This is a genomic window from Photobacterium angustum, assembly GCF_002954615.1.
Classification (GTDB): domain Bacteria; phylum Pseudomonadota; class Gammaproteobacteria; order Enterobacterales; family Vibrionaceae; genus Photobacterium; species Photobacterium angustum_A.
This window is the reverse complement of record NZ_MSCJ01000003.1, coordinates 116,829-139,314: the sequence shown is the minus strand read 5'-3', so window position 1 is coordinate 139,314 and position 22,486 is coordinate 116,829. Positions and strand designations below refer to the sequence as shown.

General features: G+C 39.1%; 20 protein-coding genes. 8 read left to right on the top strand and 12 right to left on the bottom strand.

Annotated elements, in window-relative coordinates; translation table 11 throughout:
- Positions 1 to 33: 33 nt before the first annotated feature.
- The 3 genes from BTO08_RS15320 to maoP all read right to left on the bottom strand — a co-directional run bounded on the left by BTO08_RS15320 (position 34) and on the right by maoP (position 3,494).
- A complete protein-coding gene (locus tag BTO08_RS15320) occupies positions 34 to 2,013 on the bottom strand; it encodes a flavohemoglobin expression-modulating QEGLA motif protein (protein ID WP_105061566.1) in 1,980 nt (659 codons plus the stop codon).
- Positions 2,000 to 3,025, bottom strand: a complete 1,026-nt coding sequence (gene gshB, locus BTO08_RS15315; RefSeq protein ID WP_045083105.1) for a glutathione synthase — start codon at positions 3,023 to 3,025, stop codon at positions 2,000 to 2,002. The genes BTO08_RS15320 and gshB overlap by 14 nt, the downstream gene beginning before the upstream one ends.
- A gap of 115 nt (positions 3,026 to 3,140) precedes the next feature.
- Complete coding sequence (gene maoP / locus BTO08_RS15310; RefSeq protein ID WP_005366451.1) at positions 3,141 to 3,494, bottom strand: DUF413 domain-containing protein; 354 nt, start codon at positions 3,492 to 3,494, stop codon at positions 3,141 to 3,143.
- A gap of 219 nt (positions 3,495 to 3,713) precedes the next feature.
- Here maoP and hdfR point away from each other — a divergent pair, with 219 nt between their 5' ends.
- Positions 3,714 to 4,574 (top strand): HTH-type transcriptional regulator HdfR, encoded by an 861-nt coding sequence (hdfR, locus tag BTO08_RS15305; protein ID WP_105061565.1) that lies wholly within the window; start codon positions 3,714 to 3,716, stop codon positions 4,572 to 4,574.
- Positions 4,575 to 4,801: 227 nt separating this feature from the next.
- Complete coding sequence (locus BTO08_RS22360) at positions 4,802 to 4,963, top strand: hypothetical protein (RefSeq protein WP_198038485.1); 162 nt, start codon at positions 4,802 to 4,804, stop codon at positions 4,961 to 4,963.
- A gap of 89 nt (positions 4,964 to 5,052) precedes the next feature.
- Here BTO08_RS22360 and BTO08_RS15300 read toward each other — a convergent pair whose 3' ends face one another.
- Both BTO08_RS15300 and BTO08_RS15295 read right to left on the bottom strand, forming a co-directional pair.
- Positions 5,053 to 5,499, bottom strand: a complete 447-nt coding sequence (locus BTO08_RS15300; protein WP_105061564.1) for an exoribonuclease R — start codon at positions 5,497 to 5,499, stop codon at positions 5,053 to 5,055.
- A 105-nt stretch (positions 5,500 to 5,604) separates the two neighbouring features.
- Positions 5,605 to 6,123 carry a superoxide dismutase family protein gene (locus tag BTO08_RS15295; protein WP_105061563.1) on the bottom strand — a complete coding sequence of 173 codons (519 nt, stop codon included), beginning with the start codon at positions 6,121 to 6,123 and terminating at the stop codon, positions 5,605 to 5,607.
- Positions 6,124 to 6,432: 309 nt separating this feature from the next.
- Between BTO08_RS15295 and mrcB the strand changes: the two genes are divergently transcribed.
- Positions 6,433 to 8,778, top strand: coding sequence for a penicillin-binding protein 1B (gene mrcB, locus BTO08_RS15290; RefSeq protein WP_105061562.1), 2,346 nt, complete (start codon positions 6,433 to 6,435; stop codon positions 8,776 to 8,778).
- Between the two features lie 110 nt (positions 8,779 to 8,888).
- Here mrcB and BTO08_RS15285 read toward each other — a convergent pair whose 3' ends face one another.
- The 3 genes from BTO08_RS15285 to BTO08_RS15275 all read right to left on the bottom strand — a co-directional run bounded on the left by BTO08_RS15285 (position 8,889) and on the right by BTO08_RS15275 (position 12,273).
- Complete coding sequence (locus BTO08_RS15285) at positions 8,889 to 9,941, bottom strand: succinylglutamate desuccinylase/aspartoacylase family protein (RefSeq protein ID WP_105061561.1); 1,053 nt, start codon at positions 9,939 to 9,941, stop codon at positions 8,889 to 8,891.
- Between the two features lie 350 nt (positions 9,942 to 10,291).
- Positions 10,292 to 11,617 (bottom strand): peptidoglycan DD-metalloendopeptidase family protein, encoded by a 1,326-nt coding sequence (locus tag BTO08_RS15280; RefSeq protein WP_105061560.1) that lies wholly within the window; start codon positions 11,615 to 11,617, stop codon positions 10,292 to 10,294.
- 350 nt (positions 11,618 to 11,967) lie between these two features.
- Complete coding sequence (locus tag BTO08_RS15275; RefSeq protein WP_105061559.1) at positions 11,968 to 12,273, bottom strand: hypothetical protein; 306 nt, start codon at positions 12,271 to 12,273, stop codon at positions 11,968 to 11,970.
- Between the two features lie 189 nt (positions 12,274 to 12,462).
- Between BTO08_RS15275 and BTO08_RS15270 the strand changes: the two genes are divergently transcribed.
- Entirely contained in the window at positions 12,463 to 12,903 is a 441-nt protein-coding gene (locus BTO08_RS15270; protein WP_105061558.1) for a bifunctional diaminohydroxyphosphoribosylaminopyrimidine deaminase/5-amino-6-(5-phosphoribosylamino)uracil reductase RibD, read from the top strand.
- Positions 12,904 to 13,013: 110 nt separating this feature from the next.
- Here the strand turns inward: BTO08_RS15270 and BTO08_RS15265 are convergent, their stop codons facing one another.
- Positions 13,014 to 13,328, bottom strand: a complete 315-nt coding sequence (locus tag BTO08_RS15265) for a hypothetical protein (RefSeq protein ID WP_045083097.1) — start codon at positions 13,326 to 13,328, stop codon at positions 13,014 to 13,016.
- 287 nt (positions 13,329 to 13,615) lie between these two features.
- Here BTO08_RS15265 and BTO08_RS15260 point away from each other — a divergent pair, with 287 nt between their 5' ends.
- Positions 13,616 to 13,822, top strand: a complete 207-nt coding sequence (locus tag BTO08_RS15260; RefSeq protein ID WP_105061557.1) for a hypothetical protein — start codon at positions 13,616 to 13,618, stop codon at positions 13,820 to 13,822.
- A gap of 97 nt (positions 13,823 to 13,919) precedes the next feature.
- Here BTO08_RS15260 and tkt read toward each other — a convergent pair whose 3' ends face one another.
- The 3 genes from tkt to BTO08_RS15245 form a co-directional block, all read right to left on the bottom strand.
- Positions 13,920 to 15,914: a transketolase gene (tkt, locus tag BTO08_RS15255; protein ID WP_105061556.1), complete on the bottom strand. Its 1,995-nt coding sequence runs from the start codon at positions 15,912 to 15,914 to the stop codon at positions 13,920 to 13,922.
- A gap of 77 nt (positions 15,915 to 15,991) precedes the next feature.
- A complete protein-coding gene (gene tal, locus BTO08_RS15250) occupies positions 15,992 to 16,942 on the bottom strand; it encodes a transaldolase (protein WP_105061555.1) in 951 nt (316 codons plus the stop codon).
- 469 nt (positions 16,943 to 17,411) lie between these two features.
- Positions 17,412 to 17,981 carry an outer membrane protein gene (locus BTO08_RS15245; protein ID WP_105061554.1) on the bottom strand — a complete coding sequence of 190 codons (570 nt, stop codon included), beginning with the start codon at positions 17,979 to 17,981 and terminating at the stop codon, positions 17,412 to 17,414.
- A gap of 492 nt (positions 17,982 to 18,473) precedes the next feature.
- Between BTO08_RS15245 and BTO08_RS15240 the strand changes: the two genes are divergently transcribed.
- The 3 genes from BTO08_RS15240 to BTO08_RS15230 are packed head-to-tail and all read left to right on the top strand — an operon-like array spanning position 18,474 to position 22,479.
- Positions 18,474 to 20,147, top strand: coding sequence for an ABC transporter substrate-binding protein (locus tag BTO08_RS15240; protein WP_242446277.1), 1,674 nt, complete (start codon positions 18,474 to 18,476; stop codon positions 20,145 to 20,147).
- Positions 20,148 to 20,158: 11 nt separating this feature from the next.
- Entirely contained in the window at positions 20,159 to 20,938 is a 780-nt protein-coding gene (locus tag BTO08_RS15235; RefSeq protein ID WP_105061552.1) for a vWA domain-containing protein, read from the top strand.
- Between the two features lie 14 nt (positions 20,939 to 20,952).
- Positions 20,953 to 22,479, top strand: a complete 1,527-nt coding sequence (locus BTO08_RS15230) for a phosphate ABC transporter substrate-binding/OmpA family protein (protein WP_105061551.1) — start codon at positions 20,953 to 20,955, stop codon at positions 22,477 to 22,479.
- Positions 22,480 to 22,486: the final 7 nt, after the last annotated feature.

Below are 22,486 nucleotides of genomic sequence, written 5' to 3'. Positions count from 1 at the left end.
TCGCTTTTTGTTTATGGTTTATTTGCTAGTCGATTAACGAATCGAGTTAAGCATAAACTCCATCACTGGATCGATATCCGCATCTATCTCTAGTGCTTTAGGTAAGTAATCGGGCTGTTTTAAGATACCGCGCTCGATGAGTTCATCAAGCAGGGGCTTAAATTCAAAGCCAGTCTTACCAATAAATAATGATGTTAAATCTTCATTCTTATACGCTTGAATCGCATCTTTTAAGCCACGAAGATATAAGAAGTCTTTAGTGAAACCACCACCACGATATACACGTGCCGTTACGGTAAATGCTTCATCATTACTGATACCGTATTCATGCTTCAAGCTGTTGAAACAGGCATTGAAGGTGTCACCATTTACCATCATCTCTACAGCTACAACACGTAATGCCAATGTTTTTAGGCGGTGTAGTGGGAAGCTACCTGATAAGTGCTCACAAAGAATCGCAAGGCCTTCTTGTGTATGCGTATTACCGGGTAAACCCAGTTGTAGGATCTTCAATGGTTGACGTTCAGCATTTACTGACGTAACTAAGTGCACACCCAGTTCGTGATGAATTAACGCATCCAAATCACCTTGTGTAAAACGGCTGTTTGGGTTCACCTTGATCGTTTTACCACTGACCATTGCACGTGCGATTAGCTGCTTAGAGGATACGACTTTACAAGGAATATCGTACTCTTTAGCCGCTTCTTTAAACGCTTCTATTGCTTCATTGGCTGTGATTGTTGCAGGCTGCTGCTCTTTGTATTCACAAGCATGAAGAATAAATTTTGCATTGGCAATATCACGCTCATCAGGCTGACCGTAGTAACGTAATGAATTATATAAGAACTCATCAGTACCAATACTACAAAGTAGATCAATACGTACCGCTAATTGGTCGATAACTTTGCGATACATTTTTTGTACGTCAGCATCACGGATACCTTCTACTGGTAGACGGTAAAGTTGCTCACGGAACTTGTATGGATCTAAATCAAGTTGACGATAAGTAAACTGTGGCTGATAGCTATGTGGCTTACTTAAAAAGCGTCGTTTTTCTTGCTTAAGGTTCGTTGGGTTGATGTAGCTAAGTGTATTGATACCACGAGCAATACGATATAGCTGGCGATCCAGTTTGAGTACTTCTTTCGATAAATTCGAAGCAAGCAGATCATTACCTGTTAAACCTTTGGCTTTTGTGCGTTTAGTGATAGTAAAAGCAGCATGTTCCGTAATCACGGTTTTCATGGATTCTTTTAGTTTTTCAATCACTAATGGATACGCTTCGCCGCCTTCTTCATTCATGAATACTTTTTTTACTTCAATCGGTAAGATTAATGTGTTTTTAAAGTTTTCTTTAATGAAAGTAGCTTGGTAACCCATGCCTTTAAAGACATCGTTTTCTAATGCTGTTACTTCAAGGTTGGGTAGCTCTATGCTATTTAAACCTTCAAGCATGACATCAATTTCTTTACGCCAACGACGACAGTTAACTTGTTTAGTTCCGACATTGAATGTCGGTGTTTTCTCGTCAATACGTTGGTAGTTATATGAATGGATGTCATATAACAAACATAAACCGAACTCTTTTTCTAATGTTTCAATTAAACATTTAAGAATACGATAGTAGCGGTTATGTTTTTCATGCGTTACTGCACGTTCCTCTACCGTTAATGGCTCAAGCCATACATTCTTGCCCCAAGCATCGTCATAGATACAGTTGCTTGGATCACGGTTAAGATCGTATTCGTATCGTGAATCTTCACCTTGAAGAATGATTGGCAGAGATGAAATAAAATCGCCAGTAAATGGATCTTCTTCAAAGTAGCGCTCTTCTTCTGTTAGCGCACATTTTTCTTTTAACTCGCCACGAAGGTTGTGTCCATGATGAATAGCAGTCGCAATATAAGGCTGATATTCGCTAACACGAATCGTCAAGCTGCCATCATCAAGTTTTGCTTCAAAGGGAGTTAGGCTGCGGATTTTCTCCAGAACCTCTAACTCAGTATGCAGCATCTGCAATCACCTTTCGAAAATCATTTTTACGTGCAATGCCGACTTCTTTCGCCATTACTACACTCTCAGCAAAATCCAGTACATTACGTTGAAGTTTTACACGGTTAAGGCGATTGATACGGGTAATGCCGCCTGGGCTTAATACGTTTACTTCAACCAGTTTACCGTTAATAACGTCAAGTCCAACAAAGAACAAACCGTCGCGCACAAGCTTAGGACCAATGTGTTTACATAGGTTAAGCTCTTGCTTCGTTAGTACGTGTTTTACTTCACGACCACCGGCATGGATGTTGGAACGTACATCGCCTTCTGCTGGTACACGGCGCATTGCACCAATAGGCTCACCATTCAGCAGGAGAATACGTACATCACCTTGTTCCGCACCTTCGATGTAATCTTGTAAGATCACATAGTTTTCATCGTCACCAATGTAGAAATCAAGTAATGATTTAACACTTGATTTTGCACTCTTTTCAACCAAGATTACGCCTTTACCACCGTAACCATTTAGTGGCTTTAAGATCATACGATCATGGGTTGATTCGTCTAATACACGCTCTAAGTATTCACGGTTCTTTGATACGTGTGTTGCTGGAATATATTCATGGTTTGGATCGGGTAACGAGGCTGTATATAGCTTGTTATTAGCGACACGTAGACCATCAATATCATTAATAATGAAAGTATGTTCACGCACAGAATCTAAGAAATTAAGAGCCATGGTATCTAGTGGTGGGTTAGCACGCATAAAGATAACGTCAAAGCCCGCGAGTGGTAGCTCAGCTTTGTTAAATTCAGCTTTACGGTAAAAGCTTGGAATATTGTTTGATACATCACCTTTTTTTAATACGTTACAGAATGCAATAGCCATGCTGTCACGCATAGTTAAGTTACTTGGTGTTGTAATTGCAACCGTGTGACCGCGGCTTGCGGCTTCATGGATCAGACGTAGTGTGGAGTCGTTTTCGGCTTCAACTTTGTCCCACGGATACATAACAAAACAAATTTTCATAGCTCTACCAAGAAAGTGCCTGTTTTACAGGCTATTAAAAAGAAATAAGCCATCGCACGAGAGTGGGATGGCTTCATTGTTACTCGATAAACAGAGGTTAGCCCTCTGATAGTAATTAATAGTCTAAATCGCTATCACTACCACTATCGGTATCATCATCGTCGCCGTATACGCCATTATTGGCACGTTGCGACACGCATAAGGTATAACTGCGTGCTTTATGAGTGGTGTGGTTCAGGTATTTTAACCAACACTTACCAAATTCAGACACTGCTGCTTGCTGACCTAACACTTCAGCAAGGAACTGAGTTTCAGACTCATCGATTGGTTGGGTAGTCCCTTCATGTAAGGCACGCATAATACGGCCGTAATTTTCTAAGACGCTGGCTTCACTAATTGTGAAAACCCCCGAGCGATTAAAGCCACGTGGGAAATTTTTATCGTCGTAAAATTTACCTTCACTTCTCATTCATAAAGTCCTTGATGTGATTTGCGGTGATATTTATCCAGACTTGGCGAGTTGTAAATCAAACAATTTTTATCGTACCAATGAATATTTTTGATGATTCAATGCCATAAATCATCATAACGTTTAAGATCTAGATTAAGCTCTTGCTAATTAGATATATAATGCTTAAATAGCACGATAATCACGCAATCTATCCTTCTTATTCTTGAGAATTTCGCTGTGGATACAGAATTACTAAAAACATTTTTAGAAGTAACTAAGACTCGTCACTTTGGCCGTGCAGCTGATAATTTATATTTAACGCAGTCTGCCGTAAGCTTTCGTATTCGACAGCTTGAGTCTCAGCTAGGTAACCCGTTGTTTTCTCGTCAACGTGGTAATGTCCATTTAACTGCAGCTGGCGAGCGTTTACAGCCTTATGCTGAAGCTATTTTACAAACATGGGGACGTGCGAAGCAGGATGTTGCATTAACAGATAGCCTAAATACCCAATTAGCCATTGGTGCATCTCCCTTATTCTGGGAGTTTGATGGTATTTCCGATTGGATTAATCATATTTATGCCAGTATACCTGGATTAGCATTACGTTTAGAGTCGGTTAAACGTGAAGGGATGGCAAAACGCTTGTTCGATAAGAGTATCGATCTCTTTATTACCAGTGAGCCACCGAAAATTGAAAACCTCCATGTACGTAAAGTCCGAGACTACCAATTACAGTTAGTGACTAACAAAAGTAATTGTTGCTTACATGATACTCGTGATATTCCACTTGTCTTTTTAGATTGGGGAACACGATTTTCTGTTGAGCATAGTCGTATTGCTGAGCTTCAGCGTACACCAATTATGCATACACATTCTGTTAAAATGGCGCTTGATTATATTTTAGCGAATGCTGGAGTTGGTTACCTGCCATCGCCTGTTGTTGAAAGTGCTAAGAAAGAAGGTTTACTTCATGTGGTAGAAGACGCGCCAGTTATGGATCAAAGCTTGTATTTAGTATGGCGAGAAGATAACGAAAAAGAGGACTTGATCAACGCTTTGGTCGAAGTTCCTTTCAAGAATGTGACCGAAAACAATTGATAAGTTTTTTTGCTGATAATCAGTAAAATATCTTGTTGTACAGAGAGCGAGTTCCTGAATTAGTCTTAGAAAAAATACGAATTAAGCAATAAATCAAGTGGAAAACAAACAAGGCAGTTGTCACTGATTTTACAAAAAAGCGACGTATTTTTGTCACAATAGAACATTAATATTGCCTGTGTTCTATTTATTAATTACTTACTCTGGATGTAGTTCAGGAATCGCAAATGGCTAAGTTAGACCAAAAGTTTCACAAGGGCAGCAAATCAAAATTCAACTCAGAATTTAATGATGATTTTCAAGATTTGAATCAATCTCGTAACAAAAAGAAACGTCGTATGACACGTTCACGTTTTGAGAGTCCGGAGTACAGCGATTTCGATTATTAATAGTATTTAGTATCGGCAATAAAAAATAAAAAGAAGGCGTATCCTAAGGGTACGCCTTTTTATTTAACTATTAATGATGCGAGGAATGGTTATTTTTCTTCGCTTAATGCTGCGTAACGATGAAGCAATTCTGTCAGTACACTTATCCAACCAAATGCGTTGTCAGGCGCATTGGCTAAAATCTTTTCAACTTCAGTACAGTGCTGCTCTAATGTGACAGCTTCCTCTAGCTGGAATGAGATAGCGTAAAAATGCCAAAGAATTAAACGTGTCATGCGCTCAACATTTTGTTTAGCGTTATCTGATTCTGAAAATGCTTCTTTGACTTCACCTAAAGCAACTGCTGTCATACGTAACATTGCATCAAATTGTGCAGATTTAAGGCGTTCTTCACTATCCACTTCTTCTTGTTCAAAAGTGAATATTTCCTGCATTACATCTTCCGGCACCATGCGGCTGATTACGCGTAAGCTAAATTCTTCAAGCTCATGGCGAGGCATTGTTAATAGGCAGTTTAAAGTATAATCACGTTGCATAGCTATCTCATGGTACCTGTGCCCGATCGGAATTGATCGCTGGCTTTCTTAAAGACGGTATTGTGGATGATTTGCGAATAAATTGCGACCCAAAGGCGGATTGAATTAACCGCTTATTACGCCACAAAGCATCCGCATTCCACCACCACCATGAGGCATCGGGTGATCGGCATGATTATCTCCGCCTTCATGTAACATAATGGAACGATTTTTTAATTCATCTATGGTAAGACGTGGTGCTAAAACGGGGGTGGTAACATGCCCGTGTGCGTCGGCATAAAGTGATGGTAAATCACCGCGATGGTTATCATCGGTCCAAGGATAGCCATGTTTATTCGTATTATCAGGATCATAATGTTTGCCAGTTGCTCCCCCTAATATAGTTTTTCCGTTCGTTTCAGTACTATCACAACTGCCATTTTCATGGACATGAAAAGCATGTATTCCTGGTGATAAGTGATGGAGATTAGGCGTAAAAACCGTGCTGTATTTGTTTTGGCTGATGGTTATTGTGCCGACACTGTTATTAGATTTTAGATCGATCATGTTAACGGTGAGGCTTTGAGCGTTGAGAGGTGAGGTAAACAGTAGGCTTACTATTGTGCTGAGTAATAATTTTTTCATTTGTCATTCCTAATGATACGAAATCAAACTCTATCTTTTGAGGATAGGTGAATCTCATTACTAAGCGGGTAGATGTTCAACGTAAGCGCCATTTTGACCATAATAAAATAATGTTTTTTGCCAGCCTTGATAAAAAAATCATACAATATAGAACTGACACTAGGATGACATGATCATTGATAATTAGGATTATGTTTAGCCCAACTATATTGATTTTATATAAGGTAGTAATTTAACAGCCGTCTTATTTATCTTATTGTTTGATAATTGTTTTTTAGTAAAGTCGTCGCCGTTAAATTGGAAGAATGAATGACATCAAATAAACATCAGCCTGATAATCAACAGGATAAGCCACAGCCATCGTCTACGCGTAAATTAATTAAGCGTAGTATTCTTACTGTTGCCATTATTGGTGGCTTGGGTATGGCTTATCTTGGGAATAACTTAAACAAAACCATCAGTGAGAAGTTTGCAGGTCAACTGTGGCAATTACCTTCAGTGGTTTACGCACGCGAGCTTGCTCTTCAACCTGGAGCACCAGTTAGCTATAACTCGTTAGTTAATGAGTTAAAAGTATTGGGCTATCAAAAAGTCGCTAAGCCTGATCAAAGCGGTGAATATAAAGCGAATGGCTGGTCTGTTGAATTTGTTCGTCGACCATTTAATTTTAAAGAGGGCGCAGAAGGCGCTCGTCATGTTGTTGTGACATTCAACAGTGAAGGGATCAGCCAAATCAAGGATCTTGATACAAATAAAGAGCTTGGTTTCCTTCATATCGATCCCAAAATGCTGGGGATGTTAGAAGCGAAAAATGACCAGCAGCGAATTTATCTTCCTGAAGATAAAATGCCTAAGCTATTAGTCGAAGGTCTTGTTGATACTGAAGATCGCCATTTCTATGAGCATGATGGTATTTCTTTAGTGGGTATTGCTCGTGCTTTTGTCGCAAATATCAAAGCAGGTCACACTGTTCAAGGTGGTAGTACGCTAACGCAGCAACTTGCTAAAAATATGTTTTTATCGAGTGAGCGCAGTTTATGGCGTAAATTTAAAGAAGCCTATATGGCGATTATCATCGATTATAAATATGGCAAAGAAGAAGTACTTGATGCTTACATGAACCAAGTTTATCTCGCCCAATATGCAGGTCGCGGTATTCATGGTTTTGCTTTGGCATCTCGTTATTACTTTGATCGCCCATTGTCGGAATTGCGTCCTGATCAATTAGCATTGTTAATTGGTTTGGTTAAAGGTCCGTCTTACTACAATCCTTGGCGCAACCCTGAGCGTGCGAAAGATCGTCGTAATGTGGTACTAAAAATCATGTTAGACAATAAACTGTTAACGGATAAAGAATATCAAGCATCAATAAAATTACCGTTGGATATTCAATCAAAAGGACAACTTGCGAAACGCCAACCTGCGTACTTTGATCAAATTAAACGTGAGTTAGAGCAAAAAGTAGGTGATGCTTTTGAAGAAGGTAAAGGCTTACGTCTGTTTACTTCACTGGACCCTCAATCGCAAAAGTTAGCCGAAGAATCGGTGAAGAAAATGATCCCGTTAGTGGAAAAACGTTCGGGTAAAGATTTACAAACTGCGATGGTGATTGCTGATCGTACAACCGGTGAAATCCGCGCCATGATAGGGGGAAGTAACCCTAATTTCCCTGGTTACAATCGTGCGATAAATGCGCAACGTCAAATTGGTTCGGTAGTGAAACCTTCTGTTTACTTATCAGCATTAGAAGACCCAGAGCAATACACGCTCGCAACTTCACTTAAAGATCAGCCTCTTTCTATTAAGATGCAAGATGGTGCGGTATGGAGTCCTCGAAACTATGATCGTAAGTATCGTGGTGAAGTGCCTTTATTTGTAGCGTTAGCTAAATCGTACAATGTTCCGACGGTTAATTTAGGTATGGCTTTGGGAGTTGAAAAAGTCTCAACGACATTAACAAAATTAGGGGTACCACTTGAAGAGATCCCTCAAGTACCATCGCTATTTTTAGGTTCAATAGCCTTGTCGCCATTTGAAGTTACTCAGATGTACCAAGCAATTGGTAATAATGGGTATTTAGCACCATTAACGGCATTAAATGCCGTGGTTGATGAAGATGGGAAAGTGCTATACCAAAATTGGCCAAAAGCTTCATCGGTAGTACCAAGTCAGGCTGCATGGCTGACGATGTATGCGCTGCAAGATACGGTAAAATTTGGTACCGCACATTCATTGAATAAATTGTTCCCAAATAGCCATTTAGCAGGCAAAACGGGCACAACAAATGATGGTAAAGATAGCTGGTATGTAGGTATTGATGGGCGTGAAGTGGTAACAGTATGGATGGGGCGTGATGATAATAAGACTGCACACTTAACGGGTGCGACAGGCGCATTGCGTTTATATACTGATTACATTCAGCATCGCAAACCTGAGCCTTTAGTCTTAACTCAACCTTCAGAGCTTGAAGGAGAGAAATATACGGTAGCAGCGAACGGCACCTATGTTGAAGATTGTTCAGGTACAACACGAATGCCAATTTGGGATCCTAATGGTGATCTTAAACAAAACTGTCAGGTACAAGCGGTGAAGCAACAAGCAAAAGAAGTACAGAAAAAAGTTGAAGGCTTCTTTGATAAACTGTTTGATTGGTAATGATATTTTTTGTTTCGCCATTATTGGCTTAATATAAAAATAAAGGCTAAGTGTTCGCACTTAGCCTTTTTTATATTTGTCTGTTTTACAATGAAGCTCTAACAGCTAAATCAGTTTGTCATACCCCATTTTAGCTCATCATCTAATTCTTCGATGGCCTCATCAAGGTAACTTTCCACCTGCTCTTCAACTAAGCCATCAGGCTGTTCGAAGAAAGCAACGTGGAAAATAGCATCACCTTCGTTAACTAAAGGCAATGTTTGCTGACCAATGACGATCCCACCTTGTGGAGCAATAACAGGTGCTTCACTGCTGCCAGCAGGATCGCTAATAGTGGCGATGACTTGATCTTTCGATACCTTCTCACCCAAGGCCACATGGGATCGAAGCAAGCCATCATAGTCGGCACGAATCCAACGGGTTGCTTTTGGCACCATTGGTTCAATAACTTTTTTGCTACGGCTAGTGCGTAGCATATTTAGATGACGCATTACCTTCAATACGCCCTGAACGCCAGATCCTACTGCATGTGGATCAAGACGTAACGCCTCACCTGCCTCAAATGTGATCACGGGTATGTTAAACTCTTCAGCAGCTGCTCGTAATGAGCCCTCGCGCAGACTTGCGTCAACAACAACAGGTGAGCCAAATGCCATTGCCATCTCTTTAGCTAATGGATTTTCAAGGTTAGCTCTGATTTGAGGTAAGTTTGTACGGTAAATTGCAGCGGTGTGTAGATCGATAACATGCGATGCACGACGAACCACTTGATTAAAATATTGGTAAGCCATGCGTCCTGCAATTGAACCCCGTTCAGAGCCAGGGAAACAACGGTTTAAATCTCGACGATCGGGTAAGTAGCGAGATTTATGAATAAAGCCAAAAACGTTAACCACAGGTACCGCAATAATCGTTCCGTGAAGTTTGTTTAAATCTATTTTTTCAATAACTTGACGTACAACCTCAATACCATTTAATTCATCACCATGAATAGCCGCATTGATTAATAATACGGGACCTGGGTGTTTACCATGAAGAATATCAACAGAAACCGAAAGAGGTGAATGAGTATAAAGACGAGCAATTTCTAATTCACAATTAATGTGTTTACCCGCGTCAATAGATAAGCCGGCAAATTCAAAAGGTGGCGTTTTCTTAGCCATAGATACTTCCTGTATTCGGTAGTGTATATAAGAATAGAAAATTGTTGGATGCCGATAACACAAGGAGGTCAATCATGGCGCATACAATGGCAAAAGAATAAGCGTAAATTCATTTTATAAATAGATAACATTGTCACAAAAATAGTGATATTCACCGAGTAAAATGTTTCTAAATGTATATTTGTTGTTATATAAAATTGTTGAAATTGAATTGCTCAATGTATGAAAAATGATTTTTGTAACGGATGCTTGTTGGGAAGTTGTTATGTTTGATATGAAATAAAAAGCACTTCTTATTTTAAGAAGTGCTTTTCGTTTGTTTTATGATGATTGAACTAAAGCTTGGTGTATTATTTATTCACACTTGCGATTTGGTTTTTATCTTGTTCGACCGATTGTTTAATCAAGCTATTATATTTAGCGACTTCGCTTTCAAACTCTTTCTTTTCTTTACTAGGAACAGACGCAGCCAATGGAATCTTTGCTGTCATTGGGTTTACTGCTTTTCCTCGAATTAAGAATTCATAGTGAATGTGTGGGCCTGTCACACGGCCAGTGCTTCCTGATATCGCAATTTCCTGACCACGTTTAACATGTTGACCTTTTTTAACCAAAATACGGCTGTTGTGTAAGTAACGAGTGCTGTAGTTAGCACTGTGTTTAATGACTATATAACGTCCCGCATAAGGGTGGTTAGTCACTAATGTTACAACACCATCACCTGTTGCGAGTACTGGCGTGCCTGATGGTGCCGCAAAATCAACACCATTATGTGGTTGGCGACGGCCTGTTACTGGGTGAACACGATTTGGATTAAATGGCGAACTGATACGGAAATGCTTCGATGCCGGATAAGGGTAACGAAGGAATGCACGTTGTAAGCTATCACCATTTTGGTCATAAAAATTTCCATCAGAGTGTAAATAAGCTGAAATTAAACGCTTTCCTGAATAAATGCGGATCGCTTGTAATTCACTATCATTGGTGGCTTGGTTTTTAATATATTTGCGTTTAGTGACAACTTCAAAGGTATCACCTGCTTTTAAGTCTTTATTAAAATTCATTTTATCTTTTAATAAAGACATGATCTCATGAGTCTCACTGCGTGATAACCCAGCTTTACGTGTTGATGCGCTAAAGCTGCCGTGAATTGTTCCAGTCGCAACTGTTTCACGCCATACCCCAGGTAATGTGATCTCTTTTACATCGAAATCGCCATCTTTAGTACGAATGTAATCAATTCGCTGCGCTAAACTGAACTCAAGCTCTAATTTATTTAGCTGGTGATCACTTTCATTAATCCAAAAACGTAATATATTGCCGGGTTTTAACTTATCAATTTGAAGCGTGTTTAAATCGGCTTCCATAATCGATTGGACATCAGAATAGGGGATCGAAAGCCGTGAAAAAATTTCACTTAACGTATCACCTTTTTTGATCTTATATTCATAACTTGGTGGTATGTCGACCGTCTTTTTCATTGCTTTTGGTGACAATGCAGGTAGTACAACTTCAGGTGTGATTGAAATAGGTAGCTGTACTTCCGTCTGTTTATGGGGAGTTGATGTTGTATTTATGGATAAAACTGCAGCTACAGTAATAAGAGAAATACCTGCAAGGCTAATATAGCGAAAATTAATAAATTTGCTCAAGATTGTCGTTTTTAACGTAGACATAAATCTGGAATGCTCGTCAGTTTTTTTATTTTTAGTGAGTGCAATCTGCACTAGCTTATTTTTGCGATGGAGTATAAAAACATAGCTTTTCTGAACCGTAAATGAACTAATGTTGTGATTAGTAATTCTACGGTGTATTTTTATTAAAAGTAGATAATATCTTGTATAAGTAAGTTATTTTACAATGTTTTATATATTTACTGTATAAATGGTAGACATTGTTCCGATTATTTATTGACAGGCGTTATGGACTGAAAACCTTTATTGGGTTGTTGATAATATAACGTTCGTTACGATCTTAACTAAAAGCCCAAGGTTGAATAATTCAAAACTTGGGCTGATGAATGAGATTATTTATTTTTATGTTCTTCTCGGTAGCGACTGTTGCTTCGGCTTATACGGGTTTCTTCCCACCGATTTCTTTCTAAATGTCCTTCCTTATGGCCTGTGGTTGATAAGTAATTATTGTTATTTATTGTCGTCAACACATGGCTTTGTTGTTGCTGATTAGTATTTAATTGTTGAGTATGGTCCAGATACTTAATCGTATTATCTGTGATCTGCTGGGTATATTGTGGTGAACTGGCGGTAATGGCAAAAGCTGATAACGAATGCAGTGTTAATGATAAGAGTAGAGTCGTGATAACGCGTTGCATGGTATTTCTCTCAATATTAAGAAGGGCACAGTAAACGATATTTCCGCTGAATTAGGGATGATTGACGTATTCATATTTCATTCATAAATAAATGACATTTTATTAAAAATAAATACGTTATTTTTCACAAATGCTTTTTTTTATGTTTCAGCATACACTAGGTGTTTTATTCGAAGGTGTATTGAAACCATGGACTACGATTATCAAGAACAAGCATTTATGATGCGTGCACTCTTATTATCTCATCAATCATTACCTGCCTGTCGTCCGAACCCTCCAGTAGGTTGTGTATTAGTTAAAGATGGTGAGATTGTGAGTGAAGGATTTACTCAGCCGCCAGGGCAATACCATGCTGAAGCGATGGCGCTAGCGAATTATAATGGTTCTTTTGCGGACGTAACTGCTTATGTGACATTAGAGCCGTGCTCATTCGTCGGACGTACTCCTTCTTGTGCACATACATTAGTTGAATTAGGTATTAAGAAAGTTGTGGTTGCAACACTGGATCCAGACAGCCGTAATAGTGGTAAAGGTATCGCGGTTTTAAAAGAGGCAGGTATTGAGGTTGAAGTTGGGCTTTGTGAAAATGAAGTACTAGATTTTATTGAACCTTACTTAATTAAAAATTAATAACATAAATAGAAAAACCCAATTAATAAAAATATACTCTCATTAATTGGGCTCTTAATCTTTTTATATTATTCTTATTTAAATAAGAACTTTATTTCAACTAAATAGTATTATTTAGTTGATGTTTTGTGGTGTAAACGAGATGACTCTTTATGGTCATGCTCTTTAGTTTTATGATGACGATGCTCATCATGTTCATGACGATCGCCATGAGTTTGTTCTGGGTGCTTATGACCTACAGGATCACCGCCATGTTGTGTATGTGGGTGACTTTTCTCATGATCACGCATTTCATGATGATCACGGTTATGTTTATGCTCTGCACCGTCATCGTAACGACGTTCCATTTTTTCATGCTCAAATTCAGCGCCATGTTGATGACCGCCTTGTGAACCTTTGTGCTCTTGACTATTAAAATGTGCCATAACTAAATCCTTTGATAAACAGCGTTAAAAATAAGTTGGTGTCTGTCTATGGATTTAAATTTACGCTTATTTTAAATTTGAACAATACACGTTTTTATAATCAAAAGTTTTATTTTTGGTAATTGCTGATATAACGAAATGGGTATATTAAATTAGCTTTATTCATTTTAAGTGCTAAATGCTCAACGTAATAAATTAATTAATCGTTACATTTATAAACAAAATAAAAATGTCAAAATATGCAACTTTGACATAGGGTGCTTAAAGGTTTAATCAGAGCTTAAATTATGTTTTTTAACACCTATAAAACCACATCACAATCAGTGTTATCTACTGAAGATAAAATCAATTTAATCAATGATATACATGAATTAATAAGCCGGCGATTTGCAGGAAAAGAGATTAAATTAATTAAAGATTTATCAAATGAAGGGCACTTAAAGTTGCGTTTTGAAGTGAATGGAGAAGAGTTACTACAGGTTAATGATCTCTAATCAATAGCTTTGAATATGTAACATTTAGTACATATTATGATTTGATGAAAGAAAAAAGCCGAGCTTTAAAGCTCGGCTTTTTATGATTATTAAGCGGTTATGCTAATAATTCTTTTGCTGTTTCAACAATATTATCTGTTGTAAAACCAAACATTTTGAATAGTTCATCAGCAGGTGCTGATTCACCAAATGTTGTCATACCGATGATACGACCATCGAAACCAACATACTTGTACCAGAAATCAGCAATACCTGCTTCAATAGCAATACGTGCTGTTACATCTGAAGGTAATACGCTTTCACGGTATGCTGCATCTTGCTTGTCAAATAGCTCTGTTGCAGGCATAGAAACAAGACGTACCTTGCGACCTTCAGCAGTTAGTTGTGCGTAAGCTTCTGCTGCAATACCTACTTCTGAACCTGTTGCAATTAAGATTAGCTCAGGTTTGCCTTCACAGTCTTTAAGGATGTAACCACCCTTAGCGATGTTAGCTACTTGTGCAGCGTCACGATCTTGTTGTGTTAAGTTTTGACGAGAGAAGATTAGCGATGTTGGGCCGTCTTTACGCTCGATTGCGTATTTCCAAGCTACAGCTGATTCCACTTGGTCACATGGACGCCATGTGCTCATGTTTGGTGTTAGGCGTAGAGATGCAATCTGCTCTACAGGTTGGTGTGTAGGACCATCTTCACCTAAACCGATTGAATCGTGCGTGTAAACTTGAATGTTCTGAATTTTCATCAGTGCAGCCATACGCATTGCATTACGTGCATATTCCATAAACATTAGGAATGTTGCACCGTAAGGAACGAAACCACCGTGTAGTGCGATACCATTGATCATCGCAGTCATACCAAATTCACGTACACCGTAGTGAATGTAGTTGCCAGATGCATCTGTTGGTGTTACTGACTTAGAGCCAGACCACATAGTTAGGTTTGATGGTGCAAGGTCTGCAGAACCGCCCATGAACTCAGGTAGAATTTTACCGAATGCTTCAAGTGCGTTTTGTGATGCTTTACGAGAAGCAATATTTGCAGGGTTTGCTTGAAGATCTGCAATAACTTCAGATGTCACTTGTTCCCAGTTTGCTGGTAGCTCGCCGTTCATACGACGTTTGAATTCAGCAGCTAGTTCAGGGTAAGCAGCAGCGTATGCGGCAAACTTCTCATCCCATGCAGCTTCTTTCACTTTACCTGCTTCTTTCGCATCCCACTCAGCATAGATTTCTGCTGGGATTTCAAATGCGCCGTAAGTCCAACCTAGGAATTCACGTGCAGCTTTAATTTCATCTGCGCCTAGTGGAGCACCGTGACAGTCGTGAGAGCCAGATTTATTTGGAGAACCAAAACCGATGATAGTTTTGCAACAAATCAGTGTTGGCTTACCTGTTTCAGCTTTAGCTGCTTCAATTGCTGCATTAATTGCTGCTGCATCGTGACCATCAACAGCAGGAATGACATGCCAGCCGTAAGATTCAAAACGCTCAGGCGTATTATCAGTGAACCAACCTTCAACGTGACCATCGATAGAAATACCGTTGTCATCCCAGAATGCGATCAGTTTACCAAGACCTAATGTACCTGCTAGTGAACATGCTTCGTGAGAAACACCTTCCATTAGACAGCCATCACCAAGGAAAGAGTATGTGTAGTGATCAACAACGTCATGACCTTCACGGTTAAATTGTGCAGCCATTGCTTTTTCAGCAAGTGCCATACCAACCGCATTAGTAATACCTTGGCCTAAAGGACCTGTTGTTGTTTCAACACCTGGTGCGTAACCATATTCTGGGTGACCCGGTGTTTTAGAGTGAAGTTGACGGAAATTCTTCAGATCATCGATAGAAAGATCGTAACCTGTAAGGTGAAGTAGCGAATAGATAAGCATTGAACCGTGGCCGTTTGATAATACAAAACGGTCGCGATCAGCCCACTGTGGGTTTTGTGGGTTGTGATTCATGTGACCACGCCAAAGTACTTCAGCGATATCTGCCATACCCATAGGTGCGCCAGGGTGACCAGAATTTGCTTGTTGTACACCATCCATGCTTAGAGCACGAATCGCATTCGCTAACATTTTATGTTCCATAGTGTTTCCACCAAATATATGAGATTTAAACTTAAGAAAGCGGCAAAGGCCGCTTTCTGGAATACTTAATTAAGCGATTAAAGACGCTCTGCAATCATAGCTTCAAGTTTACCTTGGTCAATTGCGAAGTTACGGATACCTTCCGCTAGTTTCTCAACTGCCATTGGATCTTGATTATGTTCCCATAGGAACTCAGCATGTGTCATTGCTGCTGGACGATCTTTCAGATCAGTTGTTGCTTTTAATTTCTCAACAACGTCACCTTGTGCTTCTTCTAGTTCTTGAAGAAGTTGTGGACTAATCGTTAAACGGTCACAACCTGCTAGTTCAAGAATTTCACCAGTATTACGGAAGCTTGCGCCCATAACTACGGTATTGTAACCGTGTTCTTTGTAGTAGTTATAGATATTCGTTACAGAAATCACACCTGGATCTTCTTGTGGTGCAAAATCACGACCTTCTTTCGCTTTGTACCAGTCCATAATACGACCAACGAATGGCGAAATAAGGAATACGCCAGCTTCAGCACAAGCACGAGCCTGCGCAAAAGAGAATAGAAGCGTTAGGTTACAGTTGATACCTTCTTTTTCTAGGATTTCCGCTGCACGGATACCTTCCCAAGTAGAAGCTAGTTTGATTAGGATACGATCGTTGCTGATACCAGCATCGTTGTACATTTTGATAAGTTGACGTGCTTTAGTAACACTGCCTTCTGTATCGTAAGAAAGGCGTGCATCAACTTCAGTTGAAATACGGCCTGGTACAACGTTAAGAATTTCTTTACCAATGCTTACTGCAAGCATGTCGCAAGTATCTTGTACATGTTGTGCTTTATCATCACCTTGTGATTTTGCATAAGCGATAGAAGCATCGATAAGTGGTGCGTATTCAGCGATTTGTGCCGCTTTTAAGATCAAAGATGGGTTAGTTGTTGCGTCTTCTGGTTGGTATTTTTTAATATCTTTAATATCGCCAGTATCTGCTACAACAGTAGTTAGTGCGCGTAGTTGTTCTAATTTTGTGCTCATATCTATTGACCTTATCTATAGGGCTCATGCCATGCCAGCCACTATTTATAACGTGAAATGCTGTCATGCTCAAAAGAATTTATTACTTATTCTTAACCTGTTCATACAAAGCCATTTACACACATTGTGAGCGAATGGTTTATGTAAGAGCATTTGATGAATTGATAATTGACTTTTTCAGTGTTTTTGTCAATTCAAAATGCGAATAAATCCTGTTTGGATCCCAATAAAAGTGGGTTAAATTGAAGTTAACCGCGAGATGTTGCTCCTAACTAGAATAACTTTGGTTTTAAATGCTGAGCGGATGATCTTAAGGTTGATCATATGCTCATTTTTAGAGAGGTAAACGAATAAAAATTCCACAAAAATGAGATTGGGTAAAAATATCTAACGTGTTTTACTGCAATAATGAAAAAAGCCATTAACGTCTGTTAATGGCTTTTTTTCAATTAGAGATGATCACACTACATTAGAAATTGTAGTTAACACCTACGTAGTACATCGTTGTTTCTGAGTCGATGTTTAAATCTTTGTCGTTATCCGCTTTTTCAAGATCTGTTGATAGATAATCAATGCCAGCACGAAGATCGATGTGTTCAGCAACAGCAAAGTTAACACCCGCACCTGCAGTCCAGCCAAAACCATCAACATCAATATCGTGACGGTTCATATTGCCGATGCCATCGTAATCGCCATCAACAGCAACGTAAGCGACACCTGCTTTTGCAAATAGGGATAACTGATCATTAAGTGGCATCATTACGCGAGGAGTCAGAGTCGCGTAACCTTTTTTAATGTTATCTTGTTCGCCAGTTTGGCCTAATGTTGCTTCAAGACCAAGATTTTCAGTGAAGTTGTAACCACCGTATAAGCCGTATGCAACTACATTTTCGTCGTAGTTATGTTCCCAATGGTCAGCTTTAAGATCCGTTGTTGCATTACCAAGGCTTGCACCTACGTATGGACCTGTCTGATCGGCAAGTGCTACGCCAGATGCTGTTGTAAGAACAAGTGCTAATGGTAATAGAATCTTTTTCATCATAATTTCCTTTATATTTTTATTGGTTTTTCAAGAGCTAATACTCTAACTCTTGAATGTCACTAACTGCTGATGGGGAGAATATGATGCATTCACAAGCTAAATGTCATGGAATTGAAAGGTGTTTTATTGCGCGGGTTGATTTGACGTTGAGTTAACAATATACGGACATGACTCAAACAAAACGCACAACAATTACATTGGTAGTGAATGAATGACATTAAAATACATATGTATAAGCAAGTTTCATTGTTTTTAGTGAATGAGCATTCAATGCGCGTTATCTAGAAAAACTGAAAGTCAAAAAATAGTTTATATAATTACTATGAATTCAATCGCAAATTGGCATATGTTTCGTGCTACAAGCCTGACGCGTATTTTTTATCCGGTATGGTACCTATTACTCAAAAAAGCGTAGTTACGTTTTTGACTGTTGTAATGGGGGAAACAATGGGATTGATGATCAGATATTTTCGGTATTGGCTTTTTTTGTTGGCTGTATTGATTTCAACGTTTGCTGCAGCAAAACCCCAATATATAAATCCAATACCACTTGCCCAACTTATTAATACGCCAGTTTCAAAAGTTAATGAACAGACTTTTGAACTGCCAGTGATTACTTGGGGCGCAGATATTAATACGATTTATGCGAATGGTAGCCAATCGATCACCTCAAGTAATTCTCTTTTTTCTAGTTATGGACTGAAATTTAGATTAAATCGAAATGATAAATTTTCAGATCAGCTCACGAATTACCTATCAGGAAAAACGCCATACCTTCGCGGAACATTAGGGATGGTTAATGCTGCTTCTGATTTACTCGTCAGCAATCCTTCTGTTACCCCTATTATTATTCATCAATTATCTTGGTCATCAGGTGGTGATGCTTTAGTTGTTAAACCAACTATTCGTACCGTGGCAGATTTAAAAGGTAAGACGATTGCGCTTCAAGCGTATGGTCCGCATGTGGATTATATGGGAGCTGTATTAAAAGATGCAGGATTAACACCTGATGATGTCACCATTAAATGGTTGCCCGATCTTACTGGAACGAATAATAGCCCAGCCAGTGCGCTATATGAAAATGATGTCGATGCTGTATTTGTAATTCTACCTGATGCGTTAGCACTGACATCGGGGGGAGCTGTAGGTACTGGATCTGAAGATTCGGTTAAAGGCGCGAAGATATTAATGTCAACTAAAACGGCTAACCGAGTGATAGCGGATGTTTATGCGGTGCGAGCGGATTATTTTAATAGCCATCGCAGTGACGTAATGAATTTTGTAAAAGCGTTAAATAGCGCAACAGATGAAGTGAAGGTTTTGTTTAATAATGCGAACGCTCAAAACGCAAAATTGACACCGTTATTGTCTTATTCTGCTGATCTGTTGCTTGATTCTCCCGATGCAATAGAAGATATAAAAGGGCTTTATGCTGACGCAGAGCATTTAGATATTAACGCTAATAAGCAATTGTTTAGTGACATGGCGTACCCAAGAAATATTACGAAAGTCAGTAAAGAAATCCAAACGACGTTAAAGCGACTCGGTTTAACGTCAGCTTCCTCACTTCCTCAATTAGCAAATTGGGATTTTACCCAATTAGGTGCTGATATTGAGTTTAATAATAAATCACGTTTTAACAGTGAGCGTGTCGCTTCAGTGGTTGCAAAGAAACAGCAACAGAATTCATTGGCAGATGGCGAACTGTTTTCTTTTGAAGTCGCTTTTCAGCCTAATCAAAACAACTTTAATTCGTCGCTATATCAAACAGAGTTTAAGCGTGTAATTGAATTGGCCTCTACTTATGGTGGTGCGGTGATCACTGTTGAAGGTCACAGTGATCCTTTGAAATATTTACGCTCTAAGAAAAAAGGCGAAACCGGTGTGGTGTTAAACCGTATTAAACAATCCAACCGCAATATCAGCTTATCGCGTGCGCAAAGCGTTAAACAAAGCGTATTAACATACGCTACCGATCAAGGCATTGCTTTAGATGCGAGTCAGTTTGCTTTAGTTGGTCATGGTTTTGGTAATCCAAAAACAGGGATGTGTGGTAATGAACCTTGTGCTCCTGCAACTGAATCTGAGTGGCGATCAAATATGCGTGTCGTCTTTCGTATTATTCAGTTAGAAGCTGAATCTGATGTATTCCAACCTTTATAAGTAGGCATGATATGAGATTTATAATTTATTCTTGCTGCCTTATTGCTTTTGCTGTGGTGTTTTTTAAACCGAGCTCTGGGGTTAACTCGACAGGATCAAAAGACAGTAGTGCACAGATAAACAAAACAGATGCATCAAGTGGATATGGATTTGACGCATTAAAAAATGATTGGCCAGCATTAAATAATGATAATGCACTCGTTTCCGATAATTGGCTGGCGACTAACTACCTACTAATTTTTGATGGTAGCGGTTCGATGGATAATACTAATTGTGGTAATGGGCAAAAGAAAATTGTCGCGGCAAAGCAAGCAATACAAACATTTATTAACGATATTCCTAATTCAGCCAATGTCGGGTTATATGTTTTTGATAATAAAGATGCGTCATTGCGTGTACCACTTGGCAATAATAATCGAGCGACATTAAAACAAGCGATTTATGATGTAACAGCTGGTGGTGCAACACCATTAAAAAGCTCTCTAGATTCGAGCTACGCAGCATTAGAGCGTCAAGCCAGTAAACAATTGGGTTATGGGGAATATAACGTTGTGATTGTTACCGATGGTGATGCAAGCCAAGGAGAAAATCCACAACCTGCGATTAATCGTATCTACCGTGACTCACCCGTTACCATTCATACCATAGGCTTTTGCATTGGTGAGCAACATGCGCTTAATGCAAAAGGGATCACCTATTACCAATCGGCTAATAACCCAGAAAAACTGTTAGCAGGGCTAAAAAATGTATTAGCAGAATCTGCAGAGTTTGATGTCGCTAGTTTTAATTAAGAAAAAGGTCATATATGCAAAAGCATAGTAAGTTTGCTCTTTTTATTTTAGTGCTAGGGGTAATGGGGTTAATTAGCTATAAGTTTTTACAGCCCCATATTGATGATCATGTTTATGCTGATACATCGGATGCGCGTAATACCAAAGGTGTAATAAAAATAGGGATGGATAACTGGGTTGGCTATTACCCACTATGCTCTAAAGAAATGCGACGATTATTACGCAATGAAGGTTATCGTTTATCTTGTATTGATGATGGCGCTGATTACTCCCAACGTATGGAAGGTATAGCAAACGGTGAATTAGATTTTGCCGTTGCAAGTGTGGATGCTTATATTACATCTGGTAAAGTATACCGTTACCCAGCCAGTATCGTAGCTGTCATTGATGAGTCACATGGTGGCGATGCTATTGTCGCGAATACCGATGTTGTTACGTCGATCAATGATTTGAAAACGAATAAATCCTTATCGATTGGTTACACTCATGATTCACCCAGTGAACACTTACTGAGCGCGATATCTTCTCACTTCGATCTTAATCTTTTTAAATCTAACAACGTTAAACGAGTTGCGACTGCTGGCTCAAGCGATGCGTTATCACAATTAATCGAAGGCAAATTAGATGTTGCTGTATTGTGGGAGCCTGACGTGTCAACCGCGCTTGCCGAAGGTAATTTTGAAACCATTATTAGTACTGATGATACGAAAAACTTAATTGTTGATGTACTTCTTGCCAATAAAGCCGTGATTAAAAATAAGCCTGAAATACTTGATCGCGTATTAGCAACCTATTTTAAGGTACTTAAATATTATCGTGATAATCCTAATGTATTAGTTCAAGAGCTCGAAAGTATTACAGACTTACCGAATACTCAAGTTAAGCAGTTGCTTAACGGTGTACGATGGATAGGGCTCAACGACAACGTCTCTGCTTGGTTTAGTCAATCCCAGTTACTATTCGATACCATCGATAGCACTATTACAATTATCAATGATACATCAGCAACGCCACAACAATGGTTACCCAATAATGATCCTTATAGGATAATACATTCCCCTCCCATTCAAACTGTACAACAAACACTTAATGATATTGCTTTAAATGAACCATCACACAGGCCAGTTAGCGAAGTATTTGCTGCATTAAGTGCAAAGCAATGGGCACATATGAGTGAAATAGGCACGTTGAAAACCCGTCCAGTTATTTTCTCTAGTGGTAGCGAGCGACTGACACCAAACGGTCAGCAGCAACTTAATCTTACTGCTGAAAGTTTATCGCATTACCCGAATTTTCGAATTCTAGTTGAAGGTCATACGGGACTACGTGGTGATAAAGCTTTAAATATCGAGTTATCAGCCAAACGCGCAAAGGCAGTAAAAAGCTATTTAGTTAATCAACTCGGCTTTGAAGCCAGTCGTATTCATGCTGTTGGTAAAGGAAGTGATGAACCATTAATTCAATTAAGTGGGGAAAGTCAGCGCCGTTATGCCAATAGATTAATGCGCGTTGAAATTGCGTTGATGAGTGAAACTTATTAAAAGGAAG

What these genes read in the sequence shown, in the direction of transcription:
- BTO08_RS15230 (WP_105061551.1), top strand. Translation starts at nt 20,953, where the DNA reads ATGCAAAAGCATAGTAAGTTTGCTCTTTTTATTTTAGTGCTAGGGGTA.
- tkt (WP_105061556.1), bottom strand. Translation starts at nt 15,914, where the DNA reads ATGGAACATAAAATGTTAGCGAATGCGATTCGTGCTCTAAGCATGGAT.
- BTO08_RS15300 (WP_105061564.1), bottom strand. Translation starts at nt 5,499, where the DNA reads ATGCAACGTGATTATACTTTAAACTGCCTATTAACAATGCCTCGCCAT.
- BTO08_RS15270 (WP_105061558.1), top strand. Translation starts at nt 12,463, where the DNA reads ATGGACTACGATTATCAAGAACAAGCATTTATGATGCGTGCACTCTTA.
- BTO08_RS15280 (WP_105061560.1), bottom strand. Translation starts at nt 11,617, where the DNA reads ATGTCTACGTTAAAAACGACAATCTTGAGCAAATTTATTAATTTTCGC.
- BTO08_RS15260 (WP_105061557.1), top strand. Translation starts at nt 13,616, where the DNA reads ATGTTTTTTAACACCTATAAAACCACATCACAATCAGTGTTATCTACT.
- BTO08_RS15320 (WP_105061566.1), bottom strand. Translation starts at nt 2,013, where the DNA reads ATGCTGCATACTGAGTTAGAGGTTCTGGAGAAAATCCGCAGCCTAACT.
- gshB (WP_045083105.1), bottom strand. Translation starts at nt 3,025, where the DNA reads ATGAAAATTTGTTTTGTTATGTATCCGTGGGACAAAGTTGAAGCCGAA.
- maoP (WP_005366451.1), bottom strand. Translation starts at nt 3,494, where the DNA reads ATGAGAAGTGAAGGTAAATTTTACGACGATAAAAATTTCCCACGTGGC.
- BTO08_RS15285 (WP_105061561.1), bottom strand. Translation starts at nt 9,941, where the DNA reads ATGGCTAAGAAAACGCCACCTTTTGAATTTGCCGGCTTATCTATTGAC.
- BTO08_RS15235 (WP_105061552.1), top strand. Translation starts at nt 20,159, where the DNA reads ATGAGATTTATAATTTATTCTTGCTGCCTTATTGCTTTTGCTGTGGTG.
- BTO08_RS15245 (WP_105061554.1), bottom strand. Translation starts at nt 17,981, where the DNA reads ATGAAAAAGATTCTATTACCATTAGCACTTGTTCTTACAACAGCATCT.
- BTO08_RS15275 (WP_105061559.1), bottom strand. Translation starts at nt 12,273, where the DNA reads ATGCAACGCGTTATCACGACTCTACTCTTATCATTAACACTGCATTCG.
- tal (WP_105061555.1), bottom strand. Translation starts at nt 16,942, where the DNA reads ATGAGCACAAAATTAGAACAACTACGCGCACTAACTACTGTTGTAGCA.
- BTO08_RS22360 (WP_198038485.1), top strand. Translation starts at nt 4,802, where the DNA reads ATGGCTAAGTTAGACCAAAAGTTTCACAAGGGCAGCAAATCAAAATTC.
- BTO08_RS15295 (WP_105061563.1), bottom strand. Translation starts at nt 6,123, where the DNA reads ATGAAAAAATTATTACTCAGCACAATAGTAAGCCTACTGTTTACCTCA.
- BTO08_RS15265 (WP_045083097.1), bottom strand. Translation starts at nt 13,328, where the DNA reads ATGGCACATTTTAATAGTCAAGAGCACAAAGGTTCACAAGGCGGTCAT.
- mrcB (WP_105061562.1), top strand. Translation starts at nt 6,433, where the DNA reads ATGACATCAAATAAACATCAGCCTGATAATCAACAGGATAAGCCACAG.